This window comes from Tsukamurella sp. TY48 (assembly GCF_019656655.1).
GTDB classification, from domain to species: Bacteria; Actinomycetota; Actinomycetes; order Mycobacteriales; family Mycobacteriaceae; genus Tsukamurella; species Tsukamurella strandjordii.
In genome coordinates, this window is record NZ_BPMV01000001.1 from 2680099 (window position 1) to 2702214 (window position 22116).

A 22116-nucleotide genomic window follows, 5' to 3' on the forward strand; every position below is an offset into this window, starting at 1 on the left:
GCATGTGTCTCCGCCAACCTGTTCGCGCATCTGCGCATTACTGCAAGGACAGGGCAATGATACGACGAAGGAGGTTGGTTATAGATTGAATTTCGAGAACTTCTTACCGCGTAGTCAGTTAAATGAATGTTCTCTGTCGCGGCGGTATGCCGCTAGCTCCGACTAATACAGCGCCTCGGTGTCGACCTCGTCCGCCTCCGCGCACAGGGTCTCGGCGTCGGGCGCACCGTCGGGCTCCTTGCGGCCGGTGAGCAGCGAGGCGACCGCGCCGATCAGGCAGACCACCGCGGCGAAGGAGAAGGCGAGCTCCAGGCCCGAGCGGAAGGGCTCGGAGATCAGGTGCGGGAAGAACTGCAGACCGGTGAGGTGCTGCGACTGCTCCGCCGTGAGGTTGAGCTGGGCCAGATGCGGGCCGAGCAGCTCCTGGATCGGGTTGTAGCCCAGGAACGCCGCGAACAGCACGGCCACCGGCGGCAGCGCCGCGATCTCGCTCGCGTACTGCGCGGGCACCCCGTTCGCCTGTAGCCCCGTGGACATCGCGCCCGGCAGCGAGCTCGAGAGCCCGGCGATCATCAGCGAGAAGAACAGGCCGATCGAGAGCACCATGGCCGCGTTCTGGAAAGTAGTCATCATGCCCGAGCCGGAGCCGCGCGAGGTGGCGGGAAGCGAGTTCATCACCACCGCGCGGTTGGGCGAGCCGAACATGCCCATGCCCACACCGTTGATGAACAGGATCAGGGCGAAGGCCCAGTACGGGAAGTCCACCGGCAGCGCGATCAGCGCCAGGAAGGTGAGCGCGGTGATGAGCAGTCCGGTGGAGCTGAGGCTGCGCCCACCGATCCGGTCGGACAGGGCGCCCGCCGCGGGCGCCGAGAGCAGGAAGCCGACGGTGAGCGGCACCATGTAGATGCCCGCCCACAGCGGCGTCTGCGTGTAGTCGTAACCGTGCTGCGGCAACCAGATCCCCTGTAGCCAGATGATGAGCATGAACTGCAGGCCGCCGCGGCCCAGCGAGCCGCACAGGTTCGCGACGTTGCCCCACAGGAAGTCCTTGCTGCGGAACAGGTGCAGATCGAACAGCGGTGCGGGGACCCGCAGTTCGATGTAGCAGAACACCGCGAGCACCGCCGCGCCGCCGATCAGGCAGGACAGCACGAAGGGGGAGGTCCAGCCCATGGCGTGTCCGCCGTAGGGCTGGATGCCGTAGGTGATGCCCACCAGCACCGCGATCAGTCCGACCGCGAACGTGGCGTTGCCCCACCAGTCCATCGTGGCCGGGACGCGCTCGCCGCGGTCCTCCAGCTTGAGGTACGCCCAGATCGTGCCCACCACGCCGAAGGGCACCGAGACCAGGAACACCAGGTGCCAGTTGATCGGCGCCAGCACGCCGCCGATCACCAGGCCGAGGAAGGAGCCCGCGATCGCGGCCACGCCGTTGATGCCCAGCGCCAGGCCCCGCTGGTTCTGCGGGAAGGCGTCGGTGAGGATCGCGGAACTGTTCGCCATGAGGAAGGCGCCGCCCACGCCCTGCACCACGCGCCAGCCGATCAGCCACAGGGCGGCGGGCGCACCGTCGAACCAGGTGACCGCCAGGAAGACCGACGAGACGGTGAAGATCGCGAAGCCCATATTGTACATCCGGGCGCGGCCGAACATGTCGCCGAGCCGCCCGAACGCCACCACCAGCACCGCGGTCACCACGAGGAAGCCCATCATCATCCACAGCAGGTAGCTGGTGTTGCCCGGTTCCAGCGGGTTGAGGTGGATGCCCTTGAAGATGTCGGGCAGGGCGATCAGCACGATCGAGCTGTTGATCGTGGCGATCAGCATGCCCAGAGTGGTGTTGGACAAAGCGATCCACTTGTATCCGTCGCGGGTTTCGAGGTCGTGGATCACCAAGACACAGTCCTTAATTTAGAAGAACTTCGTATTTATCTCGGCAGTCTAAGTGTCCTGATCGGGGTGTGCAGGGCCGCCCCCGGTCAGCCGCGCCATTCGATCTTTTCGCCCTGTTCCGGCGGGAACGGCGCGGGCGCGCCGAAGGGCTCGCCCGGAAGCGGGATCACCGAGATCGCCGCGGCGGGCTTCGGATCCGGCTCGCCCTCCTCGTTCAGGCGGAACAGCCACTGGCGGTAGCCCTGATCGTCGCGGCGGCCGCGCACCTGCACCCGCGAGCCGAGGGGGAGCGGGGCCAGGTACTCGATGATCGCGCGGTGCGGGCTCAGCAGGATCGGATCGCCATCCAGATCGTCCTCCACGAGCTGCCAGTAGGCGGCGTTGTTGAGGTGCTGGAAGGGGTCGTAATCGGTGGTCCGGAGGGCGAACTCGTGATCGGAGGCCGACGGTTCGGGTGCCGGCTCGGTGTTGAGCGCCTTCCAGCGCAGCCGGGTTTCGGCGACGTACTTGCTCAGGTACTCCATGCCGCCGTCGCTGATGTGCGTGGGCATCCCGGTATCGGCGTTGAACCGGATCCAGAAGCCCTCGGTCTCCACGTGGCCGCCGGCGGTGTCGTGCAGCGAGATCCGCATGTTGCACCACCGCGAGCTGGTCGACTCGCACCAGCGGGTGAGCGTGACATCGGCGGGCCAGGTGAGCGGCGCGAGCACGTCGATGATGGTGCGCCGCACCAGCCAGTACGGGTCCGTCGACTCGAAACCGCGGTGGAACATCTCGTCGTTCGCCATGTCCTGCAGGTACCGGGCCACACCGTCCAGCCGTACTCGGCGTTCGGGGTTCACATCGCCCGTACGCACCGGCCACGTCCGCTCGAAGGACGGTCCGGGCGGGGTGTCCTGGAGGAACTCGTAGGTCGACGGGGTCGCAGCAGGCTTCGTCACGGGGCCGACCCTAGTCGCCCCGGAATGATCCCGGCGGACTACGCCGCGGCCCGCGCGATCAGCAGCTGCGATGTGCGCGCACACAGGCGTTCGCCGGCGTCGGTCACCGTGACCTCCACGCTGAGCACCGTGCGGCCCAGTTTGAGTGGCACGGCGACGGCGACGGCACGGTCGAGCACGGGGCGCAGGAAATGCGTGTGCGATTCCACCGTGGTCCAGCCGGTGCCCTCGGGGAGGTTCAGGCCGACGAGAACGGCCGCCGCCAGATCGCACAGGCTCATGATCGCGCCACCGTGCAGGCCGCCGCCCATCGTGGACAGGCTCGGGTCGAGATCGAGTTCGGCGCGGACCTCGTCGGCGGCGATGGAAGGGAATCGCGCGCCCAGGGTGCGCGCGAACGGCGCCATCGCGTAGATCGCGTCCTCGGTGATCTTCATTCCGGTACTCCTCGCACTGATTCCCCTAATTCCTATGACGATCGTGACAGAAATGGGAGGATCCGGGGAGACGATCGATGAGGAGGTCCGATGGGGCGCCCCGTGGATCACGCGCGCCGAGCCCGACTGCTCGACGCCGCAGTCGACGTGGTCGTGACGAACGGTCTCACCGACCTGTCGCTGCGACCGCTGGCCGCGGCCCTCGACGTCTCGACCAGCACGCTCACGCACCACTTCGGCTCGAAGGACCGGCTCGTGCACGCCGTCCTCGACCGGATCAGGGACCGCCTCCGGCTCGACGCGCTCGACGGTCCGGTGCCCCTGCCGATCGCCTTCGAGCGCATCTGGCGGCACGGCTCGGATCCCCGGAACGAGGCCTACTTCCGCACCTTCTTCGCGGCCTACGGCCAGGCGCTGCAACACCCCGAGCGATTCGAGGTCTTCCTGCGCGGGGTGGTCGACGACTGGCGGCTCGCCCTCGCGGAGAGCTCCGGGCGGCAGGCGGACGATCCCGCCGTGACCCTGGCGATCGCAACCTTCCGCGGACTCCTCCTCGACCTGCTGACCACCGCCGATCGACCGCGGGTGGCGCGAGCGGCGGATGCCTACGCGACGTCGATTGCGTAGTGGCAGAATCTCTCCCGTGGCGCAAGTGACTGTGGTGGGTGCGGGTGTGATCGGACTGTCGTGCGCGGTGCGGCTCCTGGAGGCCGGACACTCCGTGCAGGTCCACGGCCGGGACCTGGCACCCGATCTGACCTCCGCCGTCGCGGCCGCGGTCTGGTACCCGTACCTCGCCGAACCGCGCGACCGCGTCACCGCCTGGTCGGCCGCGGCGCTCGCCGAATTCACCGCACTCGCGGACCGCGGCGTCGACGGAGTCGTGATGACCGCGGGCACCGAGATCTTCCGGGAGCCCGTCGGCGAACCCTGGTGGTCGTCCGCCGTCCCCGAGGTGCGCCGTGTCGACGAGCCGCGCGCCGGCTACGCCGAGGGCTGGAGCTTCGTCTCACCCGTCATCGAGATGCCCGTGTACCTGCCCTGGCTGCAGGAGCGCGTGCGCGAGCTGGGCGGCACCGTCGAGCAACGGGAGATCGCCTCGCTCGACGGCCTCGTCGTGAACGCCAGCGGCCTCGGCGCACGCGAACTCGTGCGCGATCAGTCGATGGAACCGGTACGCGGGCAGGTGGTGTACCTGGAGCAGGTGGGCCTGAAGCACTGGTGGATCGACGATTCCGCCCTCGACCTGGGCGTGACCACCTACGTGGTGCCGCGCAGCCGCGACATCGTGGTGGGCGGCACCGAGGACCACGGGCAGGAGGAGCTCACCGTGGACACCGCGACAGCCGACGCGATCCTCGCCCGCGCCCGCACACTGGTCCCCGAGCTCGCCGCCGCGACCGTGATCGGCCACAACGTGGGCCTGCGGCCCGCCCGGCCGACGGTGCGCCTGGAACGCGAGGGCGACGTGATCCACTGCTACGGGCACGGCGGCGCCGGCGTCACCCTCAGCTGGGGCTGCGCCGACGAGGTCGCTGCGCTCATCGCCTGACGCCGCCGCCGGACGGGACTACCGTCGACGTATGTGCCGAAACATCACTGAACTGCGGGGCCTCGAGCCCGCCGCGACCGACGAGGAGATCGAGGCCGCCGCGCGTCAGTACGTGCGCAAGGTCTCGGGCATCCAGAAGCTGAGCGACAACAACCGCGAACCCTTCGAGAAGGCCGTCGCCGCCGTCACGCAGGCCACGCACGACCTGCTCGCCGTGCTGCCCGAGCGGCGGCAACCGCCGAAGACGGTGCCGCCCCTGCGGCGGCCCGAGGTGCAGGCCCGCATCGCGGCCCGCGCCGCGACCACCGCCTGACGGTCAGTCGCCCGCGCCCGTCACCCCGCCGTCGTCGGAGACCGACGATCCGGTCGACGACTCGCGCGGCGATCCGGTCGGCGGTTCGGATTGCCCACCGGTGCCGGGAGATTCGATGCTCGCCGCGGACGCCCGCGTCAACGTCCGCTCCAGGATCGCCGCGTTCTCCGTGACCACGCCCCCGGCGGCGTTCGCGCCCGCCCGCACCGCGGCCACCGGATCACCGGTCGAGGCCAGCGTCGATGCGGCGGCGTTCGCGGTCTGCGTCGCGCCGAGCAGCGACAGCTCCGGGACGTAGAAGGCCGCGGCGAAGAAGGCGTTCGCCGCCTCGACGGCCGCTACCTGCAGCGGGCCGCTGGGGGTGGGAGTGATCGCGAACGGCGGTGGTGTGGTGAGCGGCGGCGGCGTGGGCGCGACGGGCGGGAGCGGCTCCTGCAGCGCGGCCAGCAGATCCGACCGCATCCCGTCGACCGAGCCGGTGCCGTCCGCGAACCGCAGGACGTGGACCATCCCGATCAGCACGCCGTTCTGGAACCGCGGCACCACCTGATTGAGATCGTTGCCGATGATCCCCGTCATCGCGGCATCGGCGGGCGCGGTGACCGACCGGGCCGCGGCGCCCACCGCCCGGAAGGGGTCGCCGGTGGCGGCGGCGGTCTGCAGCAGGGCGAGCGGAGCGGTGACCGCACCCATCGGCACCGTCACCACGCCCTGCGCGGCGTACGGGCAGATCGCCGCGCAGTTCTGGAGCTGGTTCTGTGCGAACTGCCCCAGCAGGGCGCCCGGCGGCGGCGCCGCGGTCACGACCGACGGGGCGACCAGCCACACCGCGGCCGCCAGGCCGACGGGAATCCGCATGCGCATGACCGGGAATCTACTCCTGTTGTGATGTGAATCACAGTCCCGTTCGGCGATCTCCACCCCCGCCTCCACCCGCGGGTGGATCCGACCGGGTCCGCGCCGCAGCAGAGTTCCTGGCATGACATCCACGGCACTCGAACTCAGGTCTCTCACCAAGACTTTCGCGACCCCGACGGGGGAGGGATTCACCGCCGTCGACGGCATCGACCTCACCGTCCGGCACGGCGAAGTGGTGGCCTTCCTCGGCCCCAACGGCGCCGGCAAGAGCACCACGATCGACATGATCCTCGGCCTCATCCCGCCCGACTCCGGGACCGCCACCCACACGGGCACCGTCGCCGCGGTGCAGCAGTCCGGCGGGCTCCTGCCCACCCTCACCGTGCAGGACACCGTCGACCTCATCGCCGCCCTGCACCCGGGCTCCGATCCGGACGCCGCGATCGCCCGCGCCGGCCTCGACGAACTGCGCCGGCGCACCGTCGGGAAGTGCTCGGGCGGGCAACAGCAGGCCCTGCGCTTCGCCCTCGCGCTGCTCGCGGAACCCGATCTCCTGATCCTCGACGAGCCGACCGCCGGTATGGACGTCGAAGCCCGGCGGCGGTTCTGGGCCGCGGTCCGCGAGGATGCGCGGCGCGGCACCACCGTGGTCTTCGCCACCCACTACCTCGAAGAGGCGGACCAGTTCGCCGACCGGGTGGTGATGATCGCCGGCGGCCGGATCGTGGCCGACGGCACCACCGCCGACATCCGGGCGGCCTCGGGCGGGCGGCGCATCTCCGCCGCCGTCGGCCGCGCCGGTGCGGCCGGACTGGTCGCCGCCGTCCCCGGGGTGCGCGTCGCCGAGGTCCGCGGCGATCGCACCGTTTTCGCCGCCGACCCCGACGCCTCCGACGACGCGCTCCGATTCCTGCTCGGCCACACCGACGCCCACGACATCGAGGCCGCGGCGCACGGCCTCGAAGACGCCTTCCTGCACCTCACCAAGGAGATCCGATGACCACCCTCACCGGCGGACTCACCGCCCGCTACCTGCTCCTGGACATCCGCCGCCAGCTCCGCAACCGGCAGACCCTCCTCATCACCACCCTGCTGCCCGCGGTCCTCTATCTGGCACTGTCGCGGCAACGCGGTGTCGAGGTGCGGTTCGCGCACGGCGACTTCGCCGCCTGGACGATGATCGGCCTGGCCGTGTACGGCGCCTGCGCCGCGGCCACCACCACGGCCGCCGCCGTCGCCGCCGAACGGTCGACCGGCTGGGTGCGCACGCTGCGCCTGACCCCGCTGCGTCCCCCGGCCTACATCGCGAGCAAGCTGCTCGGCGCCCTCGTGGTGGCCGCGCTGCCCGTCGTGGTGGTCGGAGCGCTCGCCGCCGCGACCGGCGCCCAGGCGGAGCCCGCGGTATGGGCAGAATCGCTGCTGCTCGCGTGGCTCGGCTCCGCCGTCTTCGGGGCGCTCGGGCTCGCGCTCGGCCTGGCGCTGCGCCCGGAGATCGTGATGCACGTCCCGGGGCTCCTGCTGACCGTGCTGGCCTTCGCCGGCAGCGTCTTCATCCCGCTCTCCGGGGCCGCGCTCACCGCCGCGGAGTTCACGCCGATGTTCGGGGTGGCCGCGCTCGCCCGCTACCCGCTCACCGCGGGCCTGCAGCTCAGCGGCGAGCACGTTGCGCTCGGCATCGCCCTGCTCAACGCGGTGGCCTGGCTCGCGATCTTCAGTGCCGCCGCGACCGCCGCGTACCGGCGCAGCTCCGCCCGCTGACCGTTGTGACCTGCATCACACCGGCGTAGCGTGGAGGCATGTCCACGTCAACCGAACGATCCACGCCGAATCTCGTGCAGCGGATGAAGTATCTGATGGGGATGCGTCTTCCCGATTCGATGCGCGACTGGGTGATCCGGGACGCCACGGGCCCCGGGCACAATCGCCGCTACTTCACCCGCGGGGCCATGATGTTCCTGCCCTTCGTCGTGGTGGCCCTTCTCCTCCCGTCACCGCTGTGGGTGAAACTGGCGCTCGTCGCCATGATGCTGCTGCCCGCCATCGTTTTCATCGGCGGCATGCGGTCCATCTATCTGCAGGAACTGTTGGCGGACAACGATCTCGACCCGCACATCGAGAGCGGCGCGCAGCTCCGTGAACACGAGCGCCGCGCGACGGTGTACGCGGCGAAGTACCGGCATCGTGCGGCATAGGTACCCTCGCGCGGGTGACGTCCGAGCGCACCTGGCAACCGGGGCATCTCCTGGATCTGCACGGCACCGTCGGCGTACTGCGCCGGGGGCCGCGCGATCCCACGTACGCCCGCACGCCCGACGATGCGATCTGGCGCGCCGTGCACACCCCCGACGGGCCGGGAACGATCCGGATCCGCCAGGTCGCCGGGACCGTCACCGCGCAGGCGTGGGGGAGCGGCGCGCACTGGCTGCTCGACCACGCGCCCGCACTCGCGGGGGCCGATGACGACCCGTCCGCCCTGATCCCGCGGCACGATGTGATCGCCCGCGCGATCGCGGCGTCGCCCGGCCTGCGGCTGACCCGCACCGACCGGGTCTGGGAGGCGCTCGTTCCCGCCGTCCTGGAGCAGAAGGTGGTGGGCGCGGAGGCGTGGCGGGCCTGGCGGTACCTCGTTCGGCGCGCCGGGACCCCCGCGCCGGGCCCCGAGCAGGGAGCGCCCGAGCTGTGGGTCCCGCCGCGCCGCGAGGACTGGGCGGCCGTTCCCAGCTGGGAGTGGCATCGCGCCGGCGTCGAACCGGTGCGGATGCGCACCATCATCGGGGCCAGCGCCGTCGCCGTCGAACACCGCGCCGAGCGGCTCGCGGCCCTTCCGGGCATCGGACCCTGGACCGTGGCCGAGGTCACCGGCCGCGCGCACGGCGATCCCGACGCCGTCCCGGTGGGCGACTACCACCTGCCGCGGGTCGTGGGAATGGGCCTGGTCGGTGAAGCGTTGGACGATGCCGGGATGCTCGAAGCGCTCGCTCCGTACGCCGGCCAGCGCGGCCGCGTGATCCGCCTGCTCAGCCGCGCCGGAGTCGATCGGGAACGGCGTGGCCCGAGGGTCTCGGTGCGCGACTATCGGCGGTGGTGAGGCGGGACCACGGTGGTCTGCGACGAACACTTTTGACCACTGTGAGTTCATCCAGGTAAGCTTGGTCGCCGTGCCTGGTGAAAGCCAGGACGATCCATCGTGTCCATACGACAGGCCGGACCTCCGGAACCACGTACGGGCACGCGACACGCCCGACCTCGGGGTACGTGCGAGGCGGGTAGCTACTTCCCGGAGCCGGGACTGACCTGCGAAAACGGCGAAAGTTGAGATCGCAGGTGGGGCCGCGCTGCGGAAGTCCGGCCCTCTGAACCGGGGGCGCAGGACTTGCCCGGAGCTACAACCGCAGCAGTAGGACAGCGTCGGCCACGCGGCCGGCGACAGCCGAACGAAGAAGGAAACAGCGCTTCTATGCCAACAATCAACCAGCTGGTCCGCAAGGGCCGCCGGGACAAGGCGTCTAAGACGAAGACGGCCGCCCTCAAGGGCTCGCCGCAGCGTCGTGGCGTGTGCACCCGCGTCTACACCACGACCCCGAAGAAGCCGAACTCGGCTCTCCGTAAGGTCGCCCGCGTCCGTCTCACCAGCTCGGTCGAGGTCACCGCGTACATCCCCGGCGAAGGCCACAACCTTCAGGAGCACTCGATGGTGCTCGTCCGCGGCGGTCGTGTGAAGGACCTCCCGGGTGTTCGCTACAAGATCATCCGCGGTTCGCTCGACACCCAGGGTGTCAAGAACCGCAAGCAGGCGCGGAGCCGCTACGGCGCGAAGAAGGAGAAGGGCTGATGCCTCGTAAGGGACCGGCGCCCAAGCGCCCCGTCGTCAATGACCCCGTGTACGGCTCGCAGGTCGTGACGCAGCTCGTGAACAAGGTGCTCCTGGACGGCAAGAAGTCGACCGCCGAGCGCATCGTCTACGGCGCGCTCGAGGCCACCCGTGAGAAGACCGGCACCGATCCGGTTCTCACCCTCAAGAAGGCGCTCGACAACGTCAAGCCCTCGCTCGAGGTGAAGAGCCGCCGCGTCGGTGGCGCCACCTACCAGGTGCCGATCGAGGTGAAGGCCGGTCGTGCCAACACCCTCGCGCTGCGCTGGCTGGTGACCTTCACGCGGCAGCGTCGCGAGAAGACCATGGTCGAGCGTCTCGCCAACGAGATCCTCGACGCGAGCAACGGCCTGGGCGCTTCGGTGAAGCGTCGCGAGGACACCCACAAGATGGCCGAGGCCAACCGGGCGTTCGCGCACTACCGCTGGTGATCTGATCCCGCGGGCCGGCTGCAACCGGCCGGCCTGCGGGACACCGGAGCACCTGCTGCCGCTACCGCGGCGGAAGTTCCAACCATCCTTTAACGAGAACGAGGCTTACCACCGTGGCACAGGAAGTGCTTACCGACCTCACGAAGGTCCGCAACATCGGCATCATGGCGCATATCGATGCCGGTAAGACCACCACTACCGAGCGCATCCTCTTCTACACCGGTGTGAACTACAAGATCGGTGAGACCCACGACGGTGCCTCGACCACCGACTGGATGGAGCAGGAGAAGGAGCGTGGTATCACCATCACCTCCGCCGCCGTGACCTGCTTCTGGAACGGCAACCAGATCAACATCATCGACACCCCCGGCCACGTCGACTTCACCGTCGAGGTCGAGCGTTCGCTGCGCGTGCTCGACGGCGCCGTCGCCGTCTTCGACGGCAAGGAGGGCGTCGAGCCCCAGTCGGAGCAGGTCTGGCGTCAGGCCGAGAAGTACGACGTCCCGCGTATCTGCTTCGTCAACAAGATGGACAAGCTGGGCGCCGACTTCTACTTCACCGTGCGCACCATCGAGGAGCGCCTCGGCGCGAAGCCGCTGGTCCTGCAGCTGCCGATCGGCGCCGAAGACGAGTTCGACGGTGTCGTCGACCTGCTCGAGATGAAGGCCATCACCTGGCGCGGCGTGGTCGCGACCGGCGCTGAGCCGACCATCGAGGAGATCCCCGCCGACCTCGTCGACAAGGCCGCCGAGTACCGCGAGAAGCTGCTCGAGACCGTCGCCGAGTCCGACGAGGCTCTGATGGAGAAGTACTTCGCCGGCGAGGAGCTCTCGATCGAGGAGATCAAGGGCGCCATCCGCAAGCTCACCATCACCCGTGAGCTGTACCCGGTGCTGTGCGGCTCGGCGTTCAAGAACAAGGGCGTGCAGCCCATGCTCGACGCCGTGATCGACTACCTCCCCAGCCCGCTCGACGTGCCCTCCATCGAGGGTCACGCCGTGGGCGACGAGGAGAAGATCATCTCGCGCAAGCCCAGCAAGGACGAGCCCTTCTCGGCCCTGGCCTTCAAGATCGCCGCGCACCCCTTCTTCGGCAAGCTGACCTTCGTCCGCGTGTACTCGGGTCACATCGACTCGGGCACCGGTGTGCTCAACGCCACCAAGGGCAACAAGGAGCGCATCGGCAAGCTCTTCCAGATGCACGCCAACAAGGAGATGCCCGTCGAGGATGCGACCGCTGGTCACATTTACGCGATGATCGGTCTCAAGAACACCACCACCGGTGACACCCTGTGCGACCCGGCGAATCCCATCGTCCTCGAGTCGATGACCTTCCCGGACCCGGTCATCAACGTCTCGATCGAGCCGAAGACCAAGTCGGACCAGGAGAAGCTGGGCGTCGCGATCCAGAAGCTCGCCGAGGAGGATCCCACCTTCTCCGTCGAGCTCGACGATCAAACCGGCCAGACCGTCATCGGCGGCATGGGCGAGCTGCACCTCGACATCCTCGTCGACCGTATGCGTCGCGAGTTCAAGGTCGAGGCCAACGTCGGCAAGCCGCAGGTGGCCTACCGTGAGACGATCCGCAAGACCGTCGACAAGCACGAGTTCACCCACAAGAAGCAGACGGGTGGCTCGGGCCAGTTCGCGCGCGTCATCATCAAGCTGGAGCCGCTGGAGGACGCGGAGGACGGCTCGACCTACGAGTTCGTCAACGCCGTCACCGGTGGCCGCGTGCCGAAGGAGTACATCCCCTCGGTCGACGCCGGCGCCCAGGACGCGCTGCAGTACGGCGTGCTCGCCGGTTACCCCATGGTGAACGTCAAGGTCACGCTGCTCGACGGCGCGTACCACGACGTGGACTCCTCCGAGATGGCGTTCAAGATCGCCGGCGCGCAGGCCTTCAAGGAGGCCGCTCGCAAGGCCGGTCCCGTCATCCTCGAGCCCATCATGGCTGTCGAGGTCACCACGCCCGAGGATTACATGGGCGATGTGATCGGCGACCTGAACTCCCGCCGTGGCCAGATCCAGGCCATGGAGGAACGCAGTGGTGCCCGTGTCGTCAAGGCACAGGTTCCGCTGTCGGAGATGTTCGGCTACATCGGCGACCTCCGGTCGAAGACCCAGGGCCGAGCGAACTACTCCATGGTTTTCGATTCGTACGCCGAGGTTCCGGCGAACGTCTCGAAGGAGATCATCGCGAAGGTGAACGGGGAGTAATTCTCCCCGCTCTCCGGAGCGTGACGCCTCAGAACAATTCCGCGGCGTCGAAACAACTGAAGTAAATACACCCGCTTGTGGGGCAACCGGCCTCACATAGCACCTACGTCCAGGAGGACATCAAGTGGCGAAGGCGAAGTTCGAGCGGACGAAGCCGCACGTGAACATCGGCACCATCGGTCACGTCGACCACGGCAAGACCACCCTGACGGCTGCCATCACCAAGGTTCTGGCCGAGAAGTACCCGGACCTCAACGAGGCCTCGGCGTTCGATCAGATCGATAAGGCGCCCGAGGAGAAGGCTCGTGGCATCACGATCAACATCTCGCACGTCGAGTACCAGACCGAGAAGCGCCACTACGCTCACGTCGATGCGCCGGGTCACGCCGACTACATCAAGAACATGATCACCGGTGCTGCTCAGATGGACGGCGCGATCCTCGTCGTGGCCGCCACCGACGGCCCGATGCCGCAGACCCGTGAGCACGTGCTGCTCGCGCGTCAGGTCGGCGTGCCCTACATCCTTGTCGCCCTGAACAAGTGCGACATGGTCGACGACGAGGAGATCCTCGAGCTCGTCGAGATGGAGGTCCGCGAGCTGCTGGCCTCGCAGGAGTTCGACGAGGACGCCCCCGTCGTCCGCGTCTCGGGCTACCAGGCGCTGCAGGGCGACGAGAAGTGGACCGAGTCCATCCTCGAGCTCATGAACGCCGTCGACGAGTCCATCCCGGACCCCGAGCGTGAGACCGACAAGCCCTTCCTCATGCCCGTCGAGGACGTCTTCACGATCACCGGTCGTGGCACCGTCGTCACCGGTCGTGTCGAGCGCGGCATCGTCAACGTCAACGAGGAGGTCGAGATCGTCGGCATCCGCGAGAAGTCGACGAAGACCACCGTCACCGGCATCGAGATGTTCCGTAAGCTGCTGGACTCGGGCCAGGCGGGCGACAACGTCGGCCTGCTGGTCCGTGGCCTCAAGCGTGAGGACGTCGAGCGTGGCCAGGTCGTCGTGAAGCCGGGTACCACCACTCCCCACACGGAGTTCGAGGGCCAGGCGTACATCCTGTCGAAGGACGAGGGTGGTCGTCACACCCCGTTCTTCAACAACTACCGTCCGCAGTTCTACTTCCGTACCACGGACGTGACCGGCGTCGTGACCCTCCCCGAGGGCACCGAGATGGTCATGCCCGGCGACAACACCGAGATGAGCGTCAAGCTCATCCAGCCGGTCGCCATGGACGAGGGCCTGCGCTTCGCGATCCGCGAGGGTGGCCGCACCGTGGGTGCCGGCCGCGTCACCAAGATCATCGCCTGATCTTCGGTAACCAGCCGTGAACGGCGTCTCTCCCTTCGGGGAGGGGCGCCGTTTTCGCGTTTCCTGGCTTCTCGGGTTCGCGCCCCGGCGTGCGTGCCATCGGCGATAATCGCCACGACACGTGGGCCGGGCCCACCGGAGGTGAGGAGCGAGACGATGCCGAAGCTGATGAGGGCGGTGGCGGCCGCGGCCGTGGCGTTCGGGTGCGCCGCGCTGGTGCAGGCGCCCGCCCAGGCCGACGGTCGGCTCGACGAGGGCCGGTTCGTCGTGGCCTCGAAGAACCTCCACGACTTCACCAAGCCCTTCGGCGATCGGACCACCGACGCCCAGATGGTCCGGTTCGGCTACAGCGCGTGCACCGCGCTCGACCGGAATCCGTCGAGCACCGTCGCCGCGACGCGGGCGCTGTACAACGATGAGCGCGCCTACCCGCTGTGGGAGCGGCAGCAGCTGGTGTTCTACGCCGCGCAGTACCTGTGCAACCGCAACTGGTCGCGGTACATGACCTATCCGAACGGCTGGCGCCCGACGCCCGGCCAGGGATGACGGCCGTTCAGCGCATCAGGTAGCGGGCGAAGGTCCAGGCGTAGACGGCGGATTCCACATCGTGCGCGATCGCGGCGCGCGTGGCCGCGACGGCGGCGCGCTGCAGCAGCAGGTGCCGCAGCCGGCTTTCGTCCGGGGCGCGGCTGTCCGCGGAGAGGTCGCGGGGAGATTTCCGGTCGGCGCGCAGGGCGTCCACGAGCTCGTCCTCGGCGAAGGCGAGGTGATCGCGCACCGCGACCGGGACCTTCCGGCCCGCGCGCAGGTACCGTCCGGCCTCCGCGACGGTCTCGTCGAGGCCGGGCACGTACCCGGGCCCGACGGTGAGCCGCTCCAGATCCCGCAGCAGCGCCCGGGATTGGCGGTCGGCGTGGGCGTCGTCGAGCCCTCGGATGCGGGCCACGCGATCGGCGGAGGCCACCACCTCGAACCGGTCAGCGCCACCGTCGAAGACGGGGCCGCGCCGGTTCTCCCCGACCAGACGGCCGGGGTCGGCGGGGTCGTAGTGCACCCGCGACGGATGGGTGGTGGCGATCCCGCGTATCGCGTAGCCGTTGCCCGCGGCGTATTCGATGAGTTGCCGCACCGGATCGTCGACGGTGGCCCACGCGGTGGCCGCGGGCGCGTTCCACAGCACCCGCACACCGGACGGGACGAGTACGCCCGGCGGGAGCCAACCGGCGTCGGTGGTGGATACCGCGATCACGTTCTCGCCGGGGCGCGAGAGGTACGCGGACGCCCAGTGCAGTCCCGATTCCGGGAGGTGCGGGCCGTCGCGCAGGGAACCGAGGATCGATGCGATCACGGCGCGGGCCTGCAGCACCGCCGGTGACGGTGTGGCTTTCTCCTCCGGCTCGATGTACCGGACGATCGGGACGGGGATGAGCACCGGTATGTCGATGATCGCCTCCCCTGCCGGTGTGTGCGATCGCAGTCTAGTCGGCGGCCGCGACGGTGCTGAAGAAGTCGAGCAGTGTGCCCGGGGCGCCCTCGCCGAGCATCATCTCGAAGATCTCGGTGGCGCCCGCGGCGGCCGCGGCGCTGCGCTCGAACATCTCGGCCTCGTAGGCGGCGATCGCGGCCTCGGTGTCGGCCGGGTGCGCTACGAGCTCCTGGGCGAGGCGGGCACCGTCGAACAGGGCGAGGTTCGCGCCCTCCCCGGCCGGGGGCATGAGGTGGGCGGCGTCGCCCAGCAGGGTGACGCCGGGAACGCGATCCCAGCGGTGGCCCACCGGCAGCACGTGCAGCCGCCGGACCACGGGATCGGTCTCGGTGTCGCCGATCATCGCCAGCAGTGCGGGGGCCCAGTCGGAGAAGGCCTCGGTGATCTGGTGACGGACGGATTCCGGTGCGGCGGAGGCGAGCCGGTCCGCCTGATCGGCGTCGCAGGCCAGCTGGAAGTAGGCGTGCACGATGTCGCCGGGCTCGCGGTGGGCGCCGATGCCGCGGCCGGGGGTGGGCGCGAACAGTGAGCCGGCGCCGACCATCGCCGCGGTGGCCGGGTACCGCGCCTCCACATCGGTCAGGTACGTCTCGACGAAGGTGATCCCGGTGTACGCGGGGGCGGCGTCGGAGACGAGGGGACGGACCTTGGACCAGGCGCCGTCGGCGCCGACCAGCAGGGCGGTGGTGACCGACGATCCGTCGGCGAAGATCACCTCGTGGCGGCCCTCGCCGAGGGGACGGACCGCGGTGACCTTGGCGCCCCAGCGGACCGTGCCGGGTGGCAGGGAGTCGAGGAGGATCCGTCGCAGTTCGCCGCGCAGCACCTCGGGACGGCCGCCCGTGCCGTCGTCGGGTTCGTCGAGCAGGACGGTGCCGCGGGTGTCGACCATGCGCGAGGCCTGCCCGCCGTGGTGGATGAGGGAGCGGAACTCGGTGGTGAGGCGTGCCGCATCCAGGGCCGCCTGTCCGTCGTCCTCGTGGATGTCCAGCAGCCCGCCCTGGGTGCGGGCCTCGGGGGAGGGGTCGGCCTCGTAGACGGTGGCTTCGATGCCGTGGACGGTGAGGACGCGGGCCAGGGCGAGGCCGCCGAGGCCCGCTCCGATGATGGTGACCGGTGCTGTCATGGTGCACTCCCTTCGATGCATTGGAACAACGTTCCAATGGCGCCAGTATGGAACGGCGTTCCAACGTGTGTCAAGATGGGACCATGGCGGGATCAGCGCGCAGGAGCAGTGCGCTCTCCAGGGACGCGATCGTCACCACGGCGATCGACATCCTCGACGAGGAGGGCGAGGCCGGGCTCACGTTCCGGGCACTCGCGGCACGGCTGGCGACGGGGCCGGGCGCGATCTACCACCACGTCGCCGGCAAGGACGAGCTGCTCACCGCGGCCGCCGAGCGGATGATCGGCGAGGTGCTGGCGGACGCCTCCGATCAGTCCGATCCCGCCGACGGCATCCGGGTGCTGGCGCTCGGCCTCTTCGACACCCTGGACGCGCATCCGTGGGTGGGGGCGAGCATGTACCGCGATCCCGCACAGCACGGCACGCTGCGTGTCTTCGAGGCGCTCGGCAGCCGGATCGCGCGGCTCGGGCTGCCCGACGGTGCGCGGTTCGACGCCGCGACGGCCCTGCTCAACTACATCGTGGGGGCCGGTGTGCAGAACGCCGCCAATGCGCGTGCGTCCGTGGGCGGTCCGGGCCGGGAGGAGCATCTGGGCGCGATGGCGGACCGCTGGGGCGATCTGGATCCCGGCGAATTCCCGTTCACCCGCAGTGTGGCCGGGCGATTGCGGGATCACGACGACCGCGAGCAGTTCCTCGCCGGGGTCGATCTGATCCTCGCGGGTGTCCGGGCGAGCTGACCCGGAGCGACCGACGCCCCGCGAACCTGGGGGTCGCGGGGCGTCGGGGAGAACGCGGCTATCCGCTCTTGCGGCGGAACTGCTGCTGGTGGCTCTCGGAGCCGTGTGGGGTCTGCGGCTTCACAGCCCCGTCCAGGTGGGCGGAACCCTTGCGATTGGACGCGTTCTTTCGTTCGAGTGCTTCCTTGAACTTGTCGGCGATACCGTCGGTCGTCATGGTGTCTCCTCTCGTCGGCGTGGAATCACGCTAAACCGGACAGGGGAAGATGTCACCGGGTTTTCGGCAGAGGAGGAGAATTCATGGGGACCTACGTTGTCACCGGTGCCGCGTCGGGGCTGGGCGCCGCCACTGCCGATCGATTGCACGCCGAGGGGCACGGCGTGATCGGGGTGGATCTCGCGGGTGCCGATGTCGACGCGGATCTGGGGACGCCCGCGGGGCGCGCGGAGGCGGTGGCGCGGATCGGCGAGCTGGTGGGGGACTGCCCGCTCGACGGGCTGGCGGCGTTCGCCGGTATCGGACCCGCTGCGGGGCGCGCGGGTTCGGCCGTGGTCTCGGTGAACTACTTCGGCGCCGTGGAGGTGCTGGAAGGTGTTCGGCACCTGCTGGCCCGCTCCCTCTCCTCTTCGGTGCTGCTCGCCAGCTCGAATTCGACCACCACGCAACCGGGTTGGCCGATCGAGCTCGCGGACGCCTGCCTCGCCGGCGACGAGGCGGTGGCCCGGGGTCTGGCGGACTCCTACGGCGAGTACGCCTCGGTGCTGGCGTATCCGGCGTCGAAGGCGGCCCTCGCGTACTACACGCGTTGCGAGGCGGCCGATTACGTGCGGCACGGCATCCGCATCAACGCCGTGGCGCCGGGCTACATCGACACCCCGATGACCCGCGCCGGCCGGGCCGACCCGCAGATGGGGGCGGCGATGGACGAGTACGTCAAGCTCATCCCGGCCGGGCGTGCCGGGCGACCCGACGAGATCGCCGCCCTGGCAGGCTTTCTCCTCGGTCCCGACTCCGCCTACATCGTGGGCTCGGTGATCTTCGCCGACGGTGGTCTCGACGCCCAGCAGCGTCCGAAGGACTGGCCGCGTCCGGCTGCCCTGCCCGAGTAGGCGGCGCCGGCTAGCCCCGGAGCTTCTTCAGGGCGGTCTCGCCCGCCCTGCGCACGCGGGGGTTCTCGTCGTCCAGGAAGCTCTCGACGATCGGGATGTCGTCCGAGGTGCCTACCTTGCCCAGAGTGTGAATCGCTTCCTGGCGGACGATGGGACGTTCGAGGTAGCTGCGGGCTATATCGCGGGACTCCACGCGGCGGAAGCGACCGAGGTAGCGAACCAAGGCGATTCGGGTTCCGTCTTCGAGGTCGGCCCGCCGGGTGAGTGCCAGCATGCGCTCGTAGTCGTCCTTCGTAGCGATACGGCCGAGGACCTCGGTCGCCCAGATCTGGACCGGCCGCGCAAGGGGAGGTGATCGACGATCGAGTTGATGGAACAGCGCGTCGACCGCCGCGCGGTCGCCCTTCGCTGCGGGATCGTCGAGCGCCAAGATGAGCGAGGTGCGCAAACCCGACCGATGCCGGGTCTCTTCGCCGGGTACCCGCGAATCGAGATTGTTCAGCCAGTCGATGAAGACCGGAATCGCCGGCGGCACACTGCGCACCGCTGACTTCAGTCGTCCGACAGTGAATGCCCGCACACCCACCGCCGCGAGATCGTCGACCAGGCGGCGTTCGAACCCGTCCTTGCCGTCGACCATGCCTGCGTGCGTGATGAAGTCCATCCAGTCGTCGCCCTGCGGCATACCGTCGTACTCGAAGCTCATGGCGTCGGCACTCCTGTCCGTATCGAGTCCTTCGGCTTTGTGGGGTCGGACGGCGGCGGCACCCACGTGTCCGTCGGGATGAAGGGCGTCGGCTTCTGCCCTCCCAGATTTTCGTCCAGCTCCATCCGTAGCACAGTGATCTTGCCCTCCGATTGCAGCTTCTCCACCTCGGGAGACAGCGTCGTTCGATGGTCGGTGATCAGCGTCATCGTATAGCCGTTCTCAGCTGCCCAGTTCGCCTCGTCGATGATCTGGTTGTCGCTATCGCGGGTGTCGTTGGTGTTCTTGACCTCGGTGATCTGGCGGGTGTCGTCATTGATGTGGTCGGGGTAGCGGTAGCCGCCCTTTCCGAGTGGCGCGCTCGGGTACACCCGGCGCTTCTTGTAGCCGGGCGGGATTCCAGCACGGCGCTCGCCGTCCGCGCCCCGCTGGCGGTTGTTCCCGTTCCCGGCGACGGGTTTGTCCGGCCGGGCGTAGCGGCCCAGCAGGGGCGCGAGTTTGAATTGGATCAGGCTGGTCACGTTGCCCTTGTTGGTGATCAGCTTGAGATTGTCCGCCGCCTGCGCGACGAAGCCGTCGAGCTCGGTGAGCAGCGTCGTGACGTCTTTCGCCGCTTGATCTTTGAACTTTTCCACCGCGTAGTCCGCGGCGGCGCCGGCCGCGGGTCCGCCGGGGAGGTTCTCGAGCACGGCGATGATGATCCGGGCATTGAGCAGGATGGCCTTGATCTGCTTCCGCTCGAGATCGGACTTGCTCTGGGTGTGATCACACGAGCTCGCGATGCACTGACCCCACAGTCGCACCTCGTCGAGCGTCTTGGTCACGCGATTGACCGCCTTGTCGATCTTCGGCACCTCGGGCGGTGGGTCGGGCGTCGTATTCATCGGCGGGACGGCCTCGATCGCCGTGTTGAGGTTTCCCACGCTGCTCGTCCACGCCTCGCCGGCAGACTTGATCTTCCCGACATCGCAGTCGGCCCACTTCTTCTCGATCCGCCCCTCGATGATGTCCCAATCCTCGGGGAGGTCGTGGAGGCCGCCCGTCGAGCGCACCGTCGGGTGCATCGAGATGGTCAATCCGCTGCCGGCGGGCAGCGCCGGGGCCGAGACCGCCTGCCGGCCGGGTGAGTTCTCGTTCTGCACGCGGAGGCGCTCGGTACCGGCCTTGTGGACCATCTCGCCCAGGTTGTCGGCCGCGATCGCGGTGAGGGACGCGGCCTCGAAGACGTCGGAGGCCGCCTGATCGTAGGCCGTGGCCCAGGTGTGTCCGGCCGATGTGTGATTGCCGGCGGAGTTCGATATGCCGGACAGTTTCCCCTGGAGCGAGGTCAGCTCTGTGGCGATGTCCTTGCCCAGCTTCCGCATCGCGGCCGCGGTGTCGAAGTACCACTGCGGATCGACGTCGGTCATGATCGGACGATTTCCAGGTTGTCCAGCATGAGGGCGATATCGGTGTCGAATTCAGTGGTCTCGTCGGAGATCCGGACCGATGCCTGGATCATGTACAAGGTGGTGCCGACCCGATCCCCGACCAGTAAGAAGGCCTTCGTGAGCTGGCGGCTATAGGGGCGCTTGTCGGAGTCACGGCTGTGGACGGTGCGGGGCTCCTCGTACACTCCGACGCTCTCGATACCGCGAAGCCCGCACACCCGGATCGCCTCGCGGCTCGTCTCCTTCCAACTCGGCATCCTCAATCCGGCCAGGAATTGGAGGCTGCTTTCGGCGTCGTCTTGGCGGGTCGCCTGGCCGACGCGGATAGTGAGGGAGGCGCTGAGAAGTCTTTCCGGCTGCCGGGTGATGACCGAGAGACTGTCGGGCACGGTGCGTTCTGCGGTCCACCACCGCGGCAGCTTCGGGATCTTCACCGTGATCGGTGCCTCGAGGATGACCGCTCCGCCCGTCGGTTTCGTCGCATCGCACGTCGACCGCTCGGGACCGCCGTTGATCGCGGGCTTCTGCGTACCGCACGACGTGGCCAGAAGCGCAGTCGCGAGCAGGAATCCGACGATCCGCCTCATGAGCCGAACATCTTCAAGATCACGCGATCGGCTTCTTCGTAGTTGCGTTTGCAGGTTGCGACGTGGGTGCGCAGCGCTTGGAGCTGCTTGATGCGCTCCTCCATATCCGACTGCCACTGCGACTGTGTGCTGTTGAAGGCCTCCGCGGCGGTGCCCTTGTAGGTGGCGAGCACCTCGCCGGTGGCGGAACGGACCTCGGCGCAGCGGTCGGTGATCTCGGTGATCTGTTTGTCCAGGGCGTCTACGAAATCACCCATGGCGGCGAGGTCGTACCTGTACCGCACAGCTACGCCTCCAGGTCGAGGACGCCGCCTTCGCCGGCAGCCCGGATCTCTTCGGTGCTACCCGATTCCGTGTCCGCGTAGTCGGCAGCCGTGGAGGTGAGTAGCCGCGCGTACTCAGTCAGTTTCGCCACGTGCTCACCGACTCCTGGCAGGTGCTCGTCCCAGCGCTCCTGCATGACCTCCGCCGCCGAACCCTGCCACGTGCCCTGAAGGTCCGTGTGGGCGCGTTCGGCCGCGTTGAGGATCGATGCGATCCGGGCCTGCTGGGCGTCGAACCTCGTGCCGCCCGTCCGCAGATCCGCAGGGTTCACCTGTAGTCTCGTGTTCATTCTCGGCCCCCCAACCGATTGGTGGAACGACATGAGCTGGCGCGACGATGCCTCCCCGCACACTCAAGCCGATCTCGACTCCCTCCTCAACGATAGCGTGGAAGCGGCCGCGGGGGTACTCGAACGCGGCGATACTCTTACGCCGTTCAGCTTGGCGATCGCGGTCGACGGGAGTCGTTCGATGCGCAAGCTCGACACCTCGGTCAGCGCTACCGACGAGGACACCAATATCGGCCGGCTCACCCTCGCTGACGACCGCGAGCTTCTCCGTGCCCGCGCCGTGACCCTGGATGTGCGTGTGGTCGGGGCGGGCACCGACGCGCTCAAGATCATCGTCGAGCACCGCGACGGGCAAGCCTTCGACGTCGTGGTGCCGTACGTCGATCGCGAAGACACCTTCATGATCGACTCCGATTCGATGACGGTTTCGCAAGGTGTGCAACGACTCTGGCGTGCCAGCGGAGCTACACCGAGCGCGTGACGGC

General features: G+C 68.7%; 27 protein-coding genes. 15 read left to right on the forward strand and 12 right to left on the reverse strand.

Features of this window, described 5'->3' with window-relative positions:
* Window positions 1-162 precede the first annotated feature (162 nt).
* The 3 genes from TTY48_RS13050 to TTY48_RS13060 form a co-directional block, all read right to left on the reverse strand.
* A complete protein-coding gene (locus TTY48_RS13050; protein ID WP_255585760.1) occupies window positions 163-1830 on the reverse strand; it encodes an MFS transporter in 1668 nt (555 codons plus the stop codon).
* Window positions 1831-1982: 152 nt separating this feature from the next.
* The gene (locus tag TTY48_RS13055) at window positions 1983-2837 is read right to left on the reverse strand and encodes an acyl-[acyl-carrier-protein] thioesterase (RefSeq protein WP_220657899.1); all 855 of its coding nucleotides are present in this window, start codon (window positions 2835-2837) and stop codon (window positions 1983-1985) included.
* Between the two features lie 38 nt (window positions 2838-2875).
* On the reverse strand, window positions 2876-3274 hold the full coding sequence (locus TTY48_RS13060; RefSeq protein WP_220657900.1) for a PaaI family thioesterase: 399 nt from the start codon (window positions 3272-3274) through the stop codon (window positions 2876-2878).
* Between the two features lie 90 nt (window positions 3275-3364).
* Between TTY48_RS13060 and TTY48_RS13065 the strand changes: the two genes are divergently transcribed.
* From TTY48_RS13065 to TTY48_RS13075, 3 genes are read left to right on the forward strand one after another with little or no spacing between them, the layout of a single operon-like run.
* Window positions 3365-3901, forward strand: coding sequence for a TetR/AcrR family transcriptional regulator (locus TTY48_RS13065; protein ID WP_220657901.1), 537 nt, complete (start codon window positions 3365-3367; stop codon window positions 3899-3901).
* Between the two features lie 16 nt (window positions 3902-3917).
* The gene (locus tag TTY48_RS13070; protein ID WP_220657902.1) at window positions 3918-4826 is read left to right on the forward strand and encodes an FAD-binding oxidoreductase; all 909 of its coding nucleotides are present in this window, start codon (window positions 3918-3920) and stop codon (window positions 4824-4826) included.
* A gap of 31 nt (window positions 4827-4857) precedes the next feature.
* Entirely contained in the window at window positions 4858-5139 is a 282-nt protein-coding gene (locus TTY48_RS13075) for a DUF2277 domain-containing protein (protein WP_220657903.1), read from the forward strand.
* 3 nt (window positions 5140-5142) lie between these two features.
* Here TTY48_RS13075 and TTY48_RS13080 read toward each other — a convergent pair whose 3' ends face one another.
* Window positions 5143-6003 (reverse strand): hypothetical protein, encoded by an 861-nt coding sequence (locus tag TTY48_RS13080; protein ID WP_220657904.1) that lies wholly within the window; start codon window positions 6001-6003, stop codon window positions 5143-5145.
* A 115-nt stretch (window positions 6004-6118) separates the two neighbouring features.
* On the opposite strand from TTY48_RS13080, the gene TTY48_RS13085 reads away from it, so the two are divergent.
* The 9 genes from TTY48_RS13085 (at window position 6119) to TTY48_RS13125 (ending at window position 14379) form a co-directional block, all read left to right on the forward strand.
* The gene (locus tag TTY48_RS13085; RefSeq protein WP_220657905.1) at window positions 6119-6997 is read left to right on the forward strand and encodes an ABC transporter ATP-binding protein; all 879 of its coding nucleotides are present in this window, start codon (window positions 6119-6121) and stop codon (window positions 6995-6997) included.
* Window positions 6994-7755: an ABC transporter permease gene (locus TTY48_RS13090; RefSeq protein ID WP_220657906.1), complete on the forward strand. Its 762-nt coding sequence runs from the start codon at window positions 6994-6996 to the stop codon at window positions 7753-7755. The genes TTY48_RS13085 and TTY48_RS13090 overlap by 4 nt, the downstream gene beginning before the upstream one ends.
* A gap of 38 nt (window positions 7756-7793) precedes the next feature.
* Window positions 7794-8189, forward strand: coding sequence for a DUF5313 family protein (locus tag TTY48_RS13095; protein ID WP_220657907.1), 396 nt, complete (start codon window positions 7794-7796; stop codon window positions 8187-8189).
* Window positions 8190-8203: 14 nt separating this feature from the next.
* Window positions 8204-9085, forward strand: a complete 882-nt coding sequence (locus TTY48_RS13100) for a DNA-3-methyladenine glycosylase (RefSeq protein ID WP_220657908.1) — start codon at window positions 8204-8206, stop codon at window positions 9083-9085.
* Between the two features lie 369 nt (window positions 9086-9454).
* On the forward strand, window positions 9455-9829 hold the full coding sequence (rpsL, locus tag TTY48_RS13105; RefSeq protein ID WP_013128047.1) for a 30S ribosomal protein S12: 375 nt from the start codon (window positions 9455-9457) through the stop codon (window positions 9827-9829).
* Window positions 9829-10299 (forward strand): 30S ribosomal protein S7, encoded by a 471-nt coding sequence (rpsG, locus tag TTY48_RS13110; RefSeq protein ID WP_220657909.1) that lies wholly within the window; start codon window positions 9829-9831, stop codon window positions 10297-10299. Before rpsL ends, rpsG begins: the two co-directional genes overlap by 1 nt.
* Window positions 10300-10412: 113 nt before the next feature.
* Window positions 10413-12518 carry an elongation factor G gene (gene fusA / locus TTY48_RS13115; protein ID WP_220657910.1) on the forward strand — a complete coding sequence of 702 codons (2106 nt, stop codon included), beginning with the start codon at window positions 10413-10415 and terminating at the stop codon, window positions 12516-12518.
* 124 nt (window positions 12519-12642) lie between these two features.
* Window positions 12643-13833 carry an elongation factor Tu gene (tuf, locus tag TTY48_RS13120; RefSeq protein ID WP_220657911.1) on the forward strand — a complete coding sequence of 397 codons (1191 nt, stop codon included), beginning with the start codon at window positions 12643-12645 and terminating at the stop codon, window positions 13831-13833.
* 156 nt (window positions 13834-13989) lie between these two features.
* Window positions 13990-14379, forward strand: coding sequence for a DUF732 domain-containing protein (locus TTY48_RS13125; protein ID WP_220657912.1), 390 nt, complete (start codon window positions 13990-13992; stop codon window positions 14377-14379).
* 7 nt (window positions 14380-14386) lie between these two features.
* On the opposite strand, the gene TTY48_RS13130 is transcribed toward TTY48_RS13125, so the two are convergent.
* The gene (locus TTY48_RS13130) at window positions 14387-15265 is read right to left on the reverse strand and encodes a hypothetical protein (RefSeq protein ID WP_220657913.1); all 879 of its coding nucleotides are present in this window, start codon (window positions 15263-15265) and stop codon (window positions 14387-14389) included.
* A gap of 46 nt (window positions 15266-15311) precedes the next feature.
* Window positions 15312-16445 (reverse strand): NAD(P)/FAD-dependent oxidoreductase, encoded by a 1134-nt coding sequence (locus tag TTY48_RS13135; protein ID WP_220657914.1) that lies wholly within the window; start codon window positions 16443-16445, stop codon window positions 15312-15314.
* Between the two features lie 83 nt (window positions 16446-16528).
* Here TTY48_RS13135 and TTY48_RS13140 point away from each other — a divergent pair, with 83 nt between their 5' ends.
* Window positions 16529-17185: a TetR/AcrR family transcriptional regulator gene (locus TTY48_RS13140; RefSeq protein ID WP_220657915.1), complete on the forward strand. Its 657-nt coding sequence runs from the start codon at window positions 16529-16531 to the stop codon at window positions 17183-17185.
* Between the two features lie 58 nt (window positions 17186-17243).
* Here TTY48_RS13140 and TTY48_RS13145 read toward each other — a convergent pair whose 3' ends face one another.
* Complete coding sequence (locus TTY48_RS13145) at window positions 17244-17402, reverse strand: DUF5302 domain-containing protein (protein WP_220657916.1); 159 nt, start codon at window positions 17400-17402, stop codon at window positions 17244-17246.
* Window positions 17403-17485: 83 nt separating this feature from the next.
* Here TTY48_RS13145 and TTY48_RS13150 point away from each other — a divergent pair, with 83 nt between their 5' ends.
* The gene (locus TTY48_RS13150) at window positions 17486-18295 is read left to right on the forward strand and encodes an SDR family oxidoreductase (protein WP_220657917.1); all 810 of its coding nucleotides are present in this window, start codon (window positions 17486-17488) and stop codon (window positions 18293-18295) included.
* 10 nt (window positions 18296-18305) lie between these two features.
* On the opposite strand, the gene TTY48_RS13155 is transcribed toward TTY48_RS13150, so the two are convergent.
* From TTY48_RS13155 to TTY48_RS13175, 5 genes are read right to left on the reverse strand one after another with little or no spacing between them, the layout of a single operon-like run.
* Window positions 18306-19001 carry a HEAT repeat domain-containing protein gene (locus tag TTY48_RS13155; RefSeq protein WP_220657918.1) on the reverse strand — a complete coding sequence of 232 codons (696 nt, stop codon included), beginning with the start codon at window positions 18999-19001 and terminating at the stop codon, window positions 18306-18308.
* Entirely contained in the window at window positions 18998-20410 is a 1413-nt protein-coding gene (locus TTY48_RS13160; RefSeq protein WP_220657919.1) for a putative toxin, read from the reverse strand. The genes TTY48_RS13155 and TTY48_RS13160 overlap by 4 nt, the downstream gene beginning before the upstream one ends.
* On the reverse strand, window positions 20407-21018 hold the full coding sequence (locus TTY48_RS13165) for a hypothetical protein (RefSeq protein WP_220657920.1): 612 nt from the start codon (window positions 21016-21018) through the stop codon (window positions 20407-20409). The genes TTY48_RS13160 and TTY48_RS13165 overlap by 4 nt, the downstream gene beginning before the upstream one ends.
* Window positions 21015-21302 carry a WXG100 family type VII secretion target gene (locus TTY48_RS13170; protein WP_255585664.1) on the reverse strand — a complete coding sequence of 96 codons (288 nt, stop codon included), beginning with the start codon at window positions 21300-21302 and terminating at the stop codon, window positions 21015-21017. The genes TTY48_RS13165 and TTY48_RS13170 overlap by 4 nt, the downstream gene beginning before the upstream one ends.
* A gap of 2 nt (window positions 21303-21304) precedes the next feature.
* Complete coding sequence (locus TTY48_RS13175; protein ID WP_308443060.1) at window positions 21305-21664, reverse strand: WXG100 family type VII secretion target; 360 nt, start codon at window positions 21662-21664, stop codon at window positions 21305-21307.
* Between TTY48_RS13175 and TTY48_RS13180 the strand changes: the two genes are divergently transcribed.
* A complete protein-coding gene (locus TTY48_RS13180) occupies window positions 21663-22112 on the forward strand; it encodes a hypothetical protein (protein WP_220657923.1) in 450 nt (149 codons plus the stop codon). The two genes, TTY48_RS13175 and TTY48_RS13180, sit on opposite strands and share 2 nt — an antisense overlap.
* The last annotated feature ends 4 nt before the right edge of the window (window positions 22113-22116 follow it).

Bases quoted from the DNA above. Each gene is read 5' to 3' on its own strand.
- TTY48_RS13090 (WP_220657906.1), top strand. From the start codon at position 6,994: ATGACCACCCTCACCGGCGGACTCACCGCCCGCTACCTGCTCCTGGAC.
- TTY48_RS13145 (WP_220657916.1), bottom strand. From the start codon at position 17,402: ATGACGACCGACGGTATCGCCGACAAGTTCAAGGAAGCACTCGAACGA.
- TTY48_RS13125 (WP_220657912.1), top strand. From the start codon at position 13,990: ATGCCGAAGCTGATGAGGGCGGTGGCGGCCGCGGCCGTGGCGTTCGGG.
- rpsL (WP_013128047.1), top strand. From the start codon at position 9,455: ATGCCAACAATCAACCAGCTGGTCCGCAAGGGCCGCCGGGACAAGGCG.
- TTY48_RS13140 (WP_220657915.1), top strand. From the start codon at position 16,529: ATGGCGGGATCAGCGCGCAGGAGCAGTGCGCTCTCCAGGGACGCGATC.
- TTY48_RS13160 (WP_220657919.1), bottom strand. From the start codon at position 20,410: ATGACCGACGTCGATCCGCAGTGGTACTTCGACACCGCGGCCGCGATG.
- TTY48_RS13050 (WP_255585760.1), bottom strand. From the start codon at position 1,830: ATGCTGATCGCCACGATCAACAGCTCGATCGTGCTGATCGCCCTGCCC.
- TTY48_RS13150 (WP_220657917.1), top strand. From the start codon at position 17,486: ATGGGGACCTACGTTGTCACCGGTGCCGCGTCGGGGCTGGGCGCCGCC.
- TTY48_RS13165 (WP_220657920.1), bottom strand. From the start codon at position 21,018: ATGAGGCGGATCGTCGGATTCCTGCTCGCGACTGCGCTTCTGGCCACG.
- rpsG (WP_220657909.1), top strand. From the start codon at position 9,829: ATGCCTCGTAAGGGACCGGCGCCCAAGCGCCCCGTCGTCAATGACCCC.
- TTY48_RS13060 (WP_220657900.1), bottom strand. From the start codon at position 3,274: ATGAAGATCACCGAGGACGCGATCTACGCGATGGCGCCGTTCGCGCGC.
- TTY48_RS13065 (WP_220657901.1), top strand. From the start codon at position 3,365: ATGGGGCGCCCCGTGGATCACGCGCGCCGAGCCCGACTGCTCGACGCC.
- TTY48_RS13095 (WP_220657907.1), top strand. From the start codon at position 7,794: ATGTCCACGTCAACCGAACGATCCACGCCGAATCTCGTGCAGCGGATG.
- TTY48_RS13080 (WP_220657904.1), bottom strand. From the start codon at position 6,003: ATGCGCATGCGGATTCCCGTCGGCCTGGCGGCCGCGGTGTGGCTGGTC.
- TTY48_RS13085 (WP_220657905.1), top strand. From the start codon at position 6,119: ATGACATCCACGGCACTCGAACTCAGGTCTCTCACCAAGACTTTCGCG.
- TTY48_RS13135 (WP_220657914.1), bottom strand. From the start codon at position 16,445: ATGACAGCACCGGTCACCATCATCGGAGCGGGCCTCGGCGGCCTCGCC.
- TTY48_RS13180 (WP_220657923.1), top strand. From the start codon at position 21,663: ATGAGCTGGCGCGACGATGCCTCCCCGCACACTCAAGCCGATCTCGAC.
- TTY48_RS13175 (WP_308443060.1), bottom strand. From the start codon at position 21,664: ATGTCGTTCCACCAATCGGTTGGGGGGCCGAGAATGAACACGAGACTA.
- TTY48_RS13075 (WP_220657903.1), top strand. From the start codon at position 4,858: ATGTGCCGAAACATCACTGAACTGCGGGGCCTCGAGCCCGCCGCGACC.
- TTY48_RS13155 (WP_220657918.1), bottom strand. From the start codon at position 19,001: ATGAGCTTCGAGTACGACGGTATGCCGCAGGGCGACGACTGGATGGAC.